At 59.5% G+C, this 7961-nt stretch carries 13 protein-coding genes; all 13 read right to left on the bottom strand.

Features of this window, described 5'->3' with window-relative positions:
* Positions 1–1322: SIR2 family protein (locus G542_RS18415; protein ID WP_211218780.1), on the bottom strand; the 1322-nt coding region annotated here is incomplete at its 3' end.
* A 190-nt stretch (positions 1323–1512) separates the two neighbouring features.
* Complete coding sequence (locus G542_RS19445) at positions 1513–1638, bottom strand: hypothetical protein (RefSeq protein ID WP_280513437.1); 126 nt, start codon at positions 1636–1638, stop codon at positions 1513–1515.
* A gap of 29 nt (positions 1639–1667) precedes the next feature.
* Entirely contained in the window at positions 1668–1922 is a 255-nt protein-coding gene (locus G542_RS0104535; RefSeq protein WP_027823503.1) for a hypothetical protein, read from the bottom strand.
* Between the two features lie 3 nt (positions 1923–1925).
* Positions 1926–2441: a phage major tail tube protein gene (locus tag G542_RS0104530; protein WP_027823502.1), complete on the bottom strand. Its 516-nt coding sequence runs from the start codon at positions 2439–2441 to the stop codon at positions 1926–1928.
* Positions 2438–3877, bottom strand: coding sequence for a phage tail sheath subtilisin-like domain-containing protein (locus G542_RS0104525; RefSeq protein ID WP_027823501.1), 1440 nt, complete (start codon positions 3875–3877; stop codon positions 2438–2440). Before G542_RS0104525 ends, G542_RS0104530 begins: the two co-directional genes overlap by 4 nt.
* Positions 3878–3880: 3 nt before the next feature.
* Positions 3881–4057: a hypothetical protein gene (locus G542_RS18410; protein ID WP_155826607.1), complete on the bottom strand. Its 177-nt coding sequence runs from the start codon at positions 4055–4057 to the stop codon at positions 3881–3883.
* A gap of 2 nt (positions 4058–4059) precedes the next feature.
* Positions 4060–4512 carry a Gp37 family protein gene (locus G542_RS0104515; RefSeq protein ID WP_162142331.1) on the bottom strand — a complete coding sequence of 151 codons (453 nt, stop codon included), beginning with the start codon at positions 4510–4512 and terminating at the stop codon, positions 4060–4062.
* The gene (locus G542_RS18770) at positions 4448–4885 is read right to left on the bottom strand and encodes a hypothetical protein (RefSeq protein WP_027823499.1); all 438 of its coding nucleotides are present in this window, start codon (positions 4883–4885) and stop codon (positions 4448–4450) included. Before G542_RS18770 ends, G542_RS0104515 begins: the two co-directional genes overlap by 65 nt.
* Positions 4869–5069, bottom strand: a complete 201-nt coding sequence (locus tag G542_RS15915) for a hypothetical protein (protein ID WP_034984990.1) — start codon at positions 5067–5069, stop codon at positions 4869–4871. The genes G542_RS18770 and G542_RS15915 overlap by 17 nt, the downstream gene beginning before the upstream one ends.
* A gap of 12 nt (positions 5070–5081) precedes the next feature.
* A complete protein-coding gene (locus tag G542_RS0104500) occupies positions 5082–6101 on the bottom strand; it encodes a major capsid protein (RefSeq protein WP_027823498.1) in 1020 nt (339 codons plus the stop codon).
* 9 nt (positions 6102–6110) lie between these two features.
* Positions 6111–6473, bottom strand: coding sequence for a head decoration protein (locus G542_RS0104495; RefSeq protein ID WP_027823497.1), 363 nt, complete (start codon positions 6471–6473; stop codon positions 6111–6113).
* A 9-nt stretch (positions 6474–6482) separates the two neighbouring features.
* Positions 6483–7748, bottom strand: a complete 1266-nt coding sequence (locus G542_RS0104490) for a S49 family peptidase (RefSeq protein ID WP_027823496.1) — start codon at positions 7746–7748, stop codon at positions 6483–6485.
* Positions 7736–7954, bottom strand: a complete 219-nt coding sequence (locus tag G542_RS0104485) for a hypothetical protein (protein WP_027823495.1) — start codon at positions 7952–7954, stop codon at positions 7736–7738. The genes G542_RS0104490 and G542_RS0104485 overlap by 13 nt, the downstream gene beginning before the upstream one ends.
* Between the last annotated feature and the right edge of the window lie 7 nt (positions 7955–7961).

Raw genomic sequence — 7961 nt, 5'->3', positions numbered from 1 at the left:
GCGAAATTGCCGGTCACTTGGGCGTTGTCTGGTGCAAGCTCAAGTGCTCTCTTGAACATCGCCTCGGCACCATCGAAATCCTTGCATTGATTCTTCAAAAACAATGCGTAAATATTGGACAATTCATAACTTTCTGGCAGTTCACTTAGAGCTTCTTTATAGATTTCTTTACGCTTATCAAGATTGGTTTCGACTATTGAACGTAGCTCCCAAATCCACCATTGTATTTTATGTTCGATAGCTTTTGCGTTTGATTTACGAGCCGCGTTTATTGGATTTGCATCGGATGTTTCGCTCTTTTCTTTATGCATATCAAATATATTTGCGATTTGATCCTTATATCTTTTGGCTCGTTTTTTTCCTATTTTCTCAATTCCATCAATGATGTTTGCTAATTCAAAATTTTCAATAACATTTTGTGCCAACCTAATCATGAGATCATCAAAGTTGGAAATCCTTACTAATACACCATTATGTTTGGCAATGACATCCAAAATGGCTTTATCAGGTTTTGAATTTTCTCGGTAACACCAAAATAATCTCCCTGGTATATACTCTTTATCCAATTTGTCTAGGAACCCCATTAAGCTTCCATCATTGCCACCATATCCAATCACGATAGGGGTGTAATGTTGAAATAGTTTATGTAATGCTATATTCCATCCTTCCTCTAGTTCTTTAATGCCATTTTGGTCGTTTTTAGGGTGAAGGAAAAGGTCGCGATGGATTTTTGCAACAAGTGGACGTGATAGTTGAGGTCGAATAAATCCGGCAAGAGATTCATGACCGACGATCAATGGATGTTTTAGGGCGTGAATTGATAAAGCATCCGCCACTAGGTTATCAAAGTTCGTTGTAATGACAACTCGATGCCGTGTTTGGTCAAGAATTGATGCAAGCATTGAATAACCAATACCAGGCTCGGCATTTTCCATTGCGGCTTCTAAAGAGGAATAACCTGATTTTGGATCACCAGCAAACCGCAATTCAAAGATTTTTGCATAGTGTTTTGCTGCATCAGACATCTGAAAACTATCTATGTTTAGTTCGTTGGCAGCCCACTTATCTAATGGTATGTCTTTTTGTAAATGACATTTCCTAATATATATCTCTTCTAGCCACTTTTTTGCAAGATCTCCGCCTGCTGGAATGCCAGAGCTTATTGACGCACCCGCACCCAAGATAAAGGCTAGGGAACGATCCTGCATATTGTTATGTATGCTTTTGATTTCAGCTAGAAATCCATCAATAGTCCATTCAACGATACTGCATTCATCATTCCGCATATATTTATCGCCTGCACATGAAAACAATATATGCATATTATGCACCATTTAGGTAAACCATAGTTATTAAATAATCTATAAAATATTAATGCAATCTTAAGCAAGCGAAGTTTGCGGATTAAGGACGGTTAATAAAACCTATGTTTCGGATAGTTGCGAACACGGTAGATCAATAACTTACCGATGAGTCATGCGGTTTCATTGGCAGCAGCTAAGCTGCGACTAATCAATCCGGCGCCCGGTTGAGGTGGTTGTGATAATCCGTCGCCAGTCCGCACCAGAACACCAGATCCTCCGCCGACATGCTGTCGACCTGCTCCGGGTGCCACCCCGTGGTGGCGATCAGATGCATGATCGACAGCAAGCCGGGGTGCCCTTGGCTCAGATCATTTTTTTTTGGACGGCCGTTTGCAGGGCGACGACATCCTTGCCCGGCAGGTCATCCAGATCATGCGGCGTGATGGGCTTGCCATCGATGAGCGTTACCTGTGCAGTCAGGCCGAACAGGTAATCAATGTCGGCCTCGTTCTGCATGCGTCGGGCTTGCCGGATATGCCGGCCAAAAACCGGCGATACGGTAAAACGGCGACCGTCACTCAACTGGCCGTCGGCCATCTTTTCTTGCATTTCGTTCATGGTTTAAATCCCCAGGATGCGACGCCAGTTCGCCAGCAGGTCGATGCCGCCGGTCTTGAAAATCTGGTTGATCACGTCGATTTCGATGATCGGCTCGCCGTCGAGCGTCTGCTTGACGGCATGCACGATGAACTTGGCCGGCATTTCTGACGGGTCGCCGCCCTTGTGCTCGCCCAGCCCAAGCGACTTGGTCTGCACGGTCATGTGGGTGACCAGTGCCCGCTCTTTCGTGAGACTGCCGGTACCGTCAAAAGACTGCTGGGCCGAGCGGATCATCAGCTGGTTGCTCTTGCCACGGGCCAGCAGTGCACCGGCCAGCTTGTAGTCAATGCTGGTCCACTTGATCTCGGCTTCCAGCTTGTCGAGCCCGCCTTGCAGCTCGATCACCCCCAGCCCGCCGGTCAGCTTGCGGTCGGTGGTACGGAACTGGATTTCCGGCAGTTTGATTTCATCGACGACCCCCAGATAACTGGTGCCGTTGAGATACACGACACCGTCGCGCACGGCTTCGAGAATCATGCTTCAGTCCCTTTCAGCTTGACCAGGTATTCGCTGGTCATTTCGGATTCGTAGGTCAGGCGCTCAAGCGGCGGCGGCGGGGTGAATTTGTAGCCGATGATGGCGTGGCCGTTGGCCAGCCCGGTTTCGGTCTGCCGCTTGGGGTCATACCAGCACACGCCGTCCAGGATGGACCTGTCACCGATCAGCTTGTTCATGAACTGGTTGCAGGACTGGACGATGATGTCGATCAGCGCATCGTCAATGGGTCGGTCGGTATACTGCAACGAGGCATAGCGCAGCGACTCGTCGATCATGTCCTGCACGCGGGTGCAGGGGATGAAGGTAGTCAGGCCGCTTTCACTCGGAAAATTGGCATTGCGGTTGCCGAACAGGCGGAATCCGGTTCCGAATGAGTTGAACACGGTGACGATGCCGGCCTCGTTGAGCAGGTTCACGTCGGAGAGCGGGTCGTCAATCCGCGCGGTCAAGTCCAGCTCCAGCCCGACAATGCCCTTGATTTCGGTGTTCGACGGGCTCCACCAGTAGCCGTGGCTCATGTCCTTGGCAGCCATCACCCCGGCCATGCGCGCCGAAAGCGGTTGCAGGCGGTTGCTGTTGGTAGCCGTGTCATAAACCTTGACGTGCGGATAGCACAGGATGGCGGCCCGGTTGCTGGTGTTGAAGGGCGAATCCGGCACCGTTGGACCGCGCATGGCGACGGCCATGTCGCGCGTGGTGCCGATGGGCGCATCAACCAGCCCCTTGCCACCCAGATTGCTGGCTACGGCAATCAGCTCGGCGGCGACGCCGGCATGGCTGGCGTATCCCGGCGCAATGATGATCTTGGGGAAGTAGCCAAAGCGCTGGTAGGTGTCGCCAAGGATTTTCAGACCTTTCTTGCGGCCGGTGACGGCATCCACGCTGCCGATGATGTCGGCCGGGGTGACCTTGCCCGGGTCGGCCCAGGCATAGGCGACGGTCAGCGTGGCGCCGGAAGCAATGGCGCCGCTGCCGATGCGGGTGATTTCTCCCGTCAGCGCGTCCAGCAGGTAGTCGGTACCGAGGGTGTGCGTGACGGTGCCATCGGCCGATTTCACCACCACGTCCATCGCGGCCGGGTGGGCGATGGCGGCCTTGCCGGTCGCCGGGTCGAGGTGGACCGTTTCGGCCGGGACGGCGGTGCGGTGGGTGGCCGGGTCGAGGACGTTGACGACGATGACCGCCGCTGCGCCCTGGTCGTAGATGGCATCAAGCGCATCCGGCACGCTGAAGCCCGGCAGCAGGGGGCCGAACCGGGCCGTGTCGGTATCCGACAGGCAAAGGATGGGCTCGTTGACCGGGCCGGTGGGCGCTGCACCGATCAGGGCGATGATGGCCGATTTGACCATGTTGACCGCGCGCGGGCTTTTGTCGACCCGGACGGTTTCAACGCCGTGCAAAAAGTTGGCAGCCATGGGTCAGCCTTTCTTGCGGGTGGGCGGGGCGGCATCCAGCGGCACCAGTACGCCAAGCGATTTCAGGCGGATGGTGTCGTGGCTGTCTTCGGGCAGGTCGATTTCGGCTCCCGTGACAAGCTGGGTCGGCTTGCCGTCGATCAGGATGCTGGAAACCGGGCCGGTATAGCGGTAGCGCATGGCTAGGGTTCCTTGGTGAAAATGGGGACAAAGCGGTGCAGGTCTTGCGGATCGGCCAGCGGCACCAGCGCCGCGTCGATATGCCAGGTCTGGAACAGGGACCACGTCGCATCGAGCACTTCCGGTGAGCTGTCGGCCACATGCCGCAGCCGCCCGGCAGTACCCGGAGGGCGAAAGCCGGTCAGGATCAGGGTGACGGCATCCACCAGCCCGATCAGCCGGCTGCGCTTGGCGTGCTGGATGACCAGCATCCATTCCTCGCTGCGATACTGACCGGCACCAGAGGCATCACGCGGCGCGGCGGATTTGCCACCGCCGTACACAACCAGCACGCGACCATCATCGAACGGGCGCCGGAGTTCCTCGCGGTTTTCCGGGCAGCCGCACACTTCAACGCTGGCCGGCAACGAGTCTTGCAATCGCCGGATCAACCCGGCTTCCGTCTGGTGCAGCATCGGTGGCCTCTTGCAGTGTGGAGATTTCGCAGTGAAGCAGCACGGCATCGGCAGAGCGCCTGGCGCGGCGCACCAGAAACCGCCCGCGCGGCTCGCCAGAAACGGCCACATCGACCAGGATGCGGGCACCCTGCTCAAGCCGCGCCGGCCAGTCCGGAAACCGGCAGGCCGCCACGCGCAGCGAAAACGCGGTGTAGTCCAGGCTCAGATCCATCAGGCCGGGGCCATCCATCCGCATGGCTTCGGTTGGGGACAGAAACAGCACGGGGAAGCGCGCGGCTTCCCCGGTATTGCTGGCTTCCTGCGCGGTCGCGCCGAATTCGCCGGCAAGCTGCTCGAAGGCTTCGCGCAGTTCGTCAGTCAGCGTCGCCATCGGGTTCGCCCCCGGTTTCCGCCGGTGGCCGGGCGGGCTTGCGGCGCCGCTGGCTGGTCATGACCTCGACTGCCAGCCCGGCATCAAGCAGCCGGACGGCTTCGGCGTCGTCCAGATCCACCTCGGCACCCGGCGGCAGGGTTTCGCTACGGGTAACGTAGCTGCACTTGAGCAGGATTTTCATGGTGCATCCCCCTTACAGCACGGTAGCCGACACGCTGGCATTGATGCGGTAGGGCACCACCAGCGGCGCCGACTGCATCAGCAGCCAGCGCACGGCCGGGTCTTCCTCGACCCACGACTTGGCGAAATACGGCAGTGCCTGGTAGCCGGCCTTTTCGTCGCGGATGGCACCGAAGGCGCGATAGCCTTCCAGTCCGGAGGTGGACGACAGGAGCACCGAGCCCGCCGGCAGGAACGGCTTTTCGGTGTTGTCGTCAGGATCAACAAACCAGTCGGCATATGTGTAGATGTCGAAGCCGTCAATGCTGCCCATGTACTTGCCGCCGTCGCCAGCGGCGGCCGGGGTCAGCCCGCTGATGTTGCCGTTCAGGCTGGTCCAGCGCTTTTCGACGTGCGGATTGCTGCGGAAGGCTTTCCATGCTGCCGGGTCCATGGTGACTTCAGAGGTGTAGACGCCGGACTCCTGCACGGCCAGCAAGGCCCAGTCTTGCAGGTCGTCCAGCGGGTTGACGTTGGGGTCCGTCCACTTGGCCCCCTGTCCTTTCACGATGCGCAGCTTGGGGCTGCGCTGGAAGTCGATCATCTTTTCCGGGTAGCCCTCGCCCTTGATGACGTAGCGACCATGAATCAGCGCCTGTGCTGCCATCCATTCCAGCCGGCGATCCACCATGCTGACCTGATCCAGCAGGCTGCGGGCCAGATTGGCCTGCATGCGCTGCTCCGGCGACAGCACGCCGCCGATCTGCTCGCCCACGGCACGGCGCAGCGGTGCGTTGGCATCGAACTGGCGCTTGTCCTTGATGTAGGCCGGCTTCAGGCTGGTGACCGTGCTGCCGTCGCTGGTGACAATCTGGCCGGCACGCAGCGGCGACACAAAAGGGGCGATGCGGCGGCGGCCATGCTCGACCTCAAAATGGATTTCTTCGGTGGTTTCCCGTTGCTCATGACCGAAATAGCTGTTGAGCAGAAAGAGCTTCGGGCGCTTCAGGTTGGCGACCACATGCGCGAGGACGGCGGTTGCAAAAATGTCCATGCTGATTCCTTACTTGACGAGATAAATGCCGTTGGCGCGCAGGGCTGCGAACACCGAATCCACCGAATGCCCGGCACCCAGCGTCAGTGCATGGGCGTTGATCGGGCCGGTGAAATACGCCATGGCTTCTGTGTCGCCTGCCGTGGCGTCAACATCCTCGGCCAGCACCACATCGGGGGTCTGGCTGCCGTCATCGGCGGCGGCCAGCGAGAGGACATGCTTTTTGCTGGCAGTGACCTTGCCGAGCAGGGCGCCGCACGGCTGCACCTGTCCGGCGGCAATCACCACCCTGGTGACCAGGCAATCATCTGCCGAGCCAGCCAGCAGCGCGTCCGGGGTGTAGGTGCCTTCCTGTTTGATCTGGGCGTGCATGGGATCTCCTTACGCCAGGGCTGCAATGGACGCGCCGAGGGTGGCTGCATCGGGTTGCGCGGGAGTCTGGCCGGCATCGGCGCCGACCTGCGGATTGCCGAGCGACTGCATGTGCCGCTCAAGCGGGGTGGTCGCCTGCGGTGCCGTGGGGGCGGCTGCCGCCTCCGGGGCGACATCCAGCAGGCCGGCGGCGGTTTCCGCCGTGACACCGGGGGTCATGGCCAGCTTGCGGGCGAGGGCTTCACGCCCGCTGGCCTGCGGCAGGTCGAGAATGGCAGATACGCGCTCGCGTTCGGCTGTGGCCGCCTCGCTGCGGGCAGCAGATACGGCACTGTCGAGTTCCGCTTGGGTGTAAGTCTTGTTTTCCTGAGTCATGGCATGGGTTCCGGTAAAAACGGATGCCGGCCTGGCCGTATCCGCGAGCTGGGCAATCACTTCGTCGAAAGAGGCAATGCCGTCAGCGAATTGGCCCGCGACTGCGGCATCCGCATTCAGCAAGCCAGCCTGCGTGTCGATCACCGCTTGCTTCTCCAAGCGGCGCCCGGTGGCAACGTGGTCGACAAACATCGAATACAGACGGTCGATTTCCGTCTGGAGCGTGGTGCGGGCGCGATCTGACAGCGGCGCATGGCTGTTGCCATCGGCCTTTTTGTCGCCGGCAAACACGGGGGTGTAGGTGTAGCCCTGCGTGGCATCGCGGGCCGACTGGTCAACGTGCATGGCGATAACACCGATGCTGCCGACCATCGCGGTGCGCGGCAGATACAGCCGGTCGACGCTGCTGGCGATGGCGTAGGCCGCCGAGCAGGCCGCCTCGTTGGCATAGGCCCAGACGGGCTTGCTCGTAGCCGCTGCTTTCAGGCGGTCGCACAAGGCGAACAGCCCGGCCACCTCACCGCCGGGGCTGTCGATTTCGAGCAGCACGGCGCGCACGTCCTGATCGCGCATGGCCGCGCTGACCAGCGCGTTGACGCGGTCGTAGCTGGTCATGCCGCACATGGCATCCAGCCAGCTGCCCCGCTGCATCAGCGGCCCCATTACCGGGATGACCGCCACCCCGGTGCTTGTGAGCTGGTAAGGCCGCTTGCGGTCGTCCACCGCTGCCGCGATGCGCGGTGGCTCGGCGCTGGCCTGCACGGAAATGTCCCCGCCCGTCAGCCGGGTCAGCATCAGCGCATGCAGGGACTCGGCATGCTCCGGAAGCAGCATCAGCGGCGTGTTGTAGAGCCGGGAAAACAGGCGGGGCAGGGCGGGTTGCGGTGTTACCCCGGACATGGCGAACCTCCGCGCGGGCGGCGGCGCTGCTTTTCAAGCTGCCGCAGACGCCTGGCTTTTTCCCTCGCCCCGCCGCCCGGCAGCACCCCGCAGGGTGGGAAACGGGCGGAGGCAGGCCAGTCCAGCAGCCGCCCACGGAGCAGCAGCAGGATCAGGGCCAGCAGGTAGAAAACGGCCAGCAGCACGTAAACGGGATCAAACGACATGACGATC

Source organism: Laribacter hongkongensis DSM 14985 (assembly GCF_000423285.1).
GTDB lineage: Bacteria > Pseudomonadota > Gammaproteobacteria > Burkholderiales > Aquaspirillaceae > Laribacter > Laribacter hongkongensis.
This window is presented reverse-complemented; position numbering and strand designations above follow the sequence as displayed.

Bases quoted from the DNA above. Each gene is read 5' to 3' on its own strand.
- G542_RS0104535 (WP_027823503.1), bottom strand. From the start codon at position 1,922: ATGAACGAAATGCAAGAAAAGATGGCCGACGGCCAGTTGAGTGACGGT.
- G542_RS0104530 (WP_027823502.1), bottom strand. From the start codon at position 2,441: ATGATTCTCGAAGCCGTGCGCGACGGTGTCGTGTATCTCAACGGCACC.
- G542_RS0104490 (WP_027823496.1), bottom strand. From the start codon at position 7,748: ATGTCCGGGGTAACACCGCAACCCGCCCTGCCCCGCCTGTTTTCCCGG.
- G542_RS15915 (WP_034984990.1), bottom strand. From the start codon at position 5,069: ATGAAAATCCTGCTCAAGTGCAGCTACGTTACCCGTAGCGAAACCCTG.
- G542_RS0104485 (WP_027823495.1), bottom strand. From the start codon at position 7,954: ATGTCGTTTGATCCCGTTTACGTGCTGCTGGCCGTTTTCTACCTGCTG.
- G542_RS18410 (WP_155826607.1), bottom strand. From the start codon at position 4,057: ATGCGCTACCGCTATACCGGCCCGGTTTCCAGCATCCTGATCGACGGC.
- G542_RS0104515 (WP_162142331.1), bottom strand. From the start codon at position 4,512: ATGCTGCACCAGACGGAAGCCGGGTTGATCCGGCGATTGCAAGACTCG.
- G542_RS18770 (WP_027823499.1), bottom strand. From the start codon at position 4,885: ATGGCGACGCTGACTGACGAACTGCGCGAAGCCTTCGAGCAGCTTGCC.
- G542_RS0104495 (WP_027823497.1), bottom strand. From the start codon at position 6,473: ATGCACGCCCAGATCAAACAGGAAGGCACCTACACCCCGGACGCGCTG.
- G542_RS0104500 (WP_027823498.1), bottom strand. From the start codon at position 6,101: ATGGACATTTTTGCAACCGCCGTCCTCGCGCATGTGGTCGCCAACCTG.
- G542_RS0104525 (WP_027823501.1), bottom strand. From the start codon at position 3,877: ATGGCTGCCAACTTTTTGCACGGCGTTGAAACCGTCCGGGTCGACAAA.
- G542_RS19445 (WP_280513437.1), bottom strand. From the start codon at position 1,638: ATGCATCTGATCGCCACCACGGGGTGGCACCCGGAGCAGGTCGACAGC.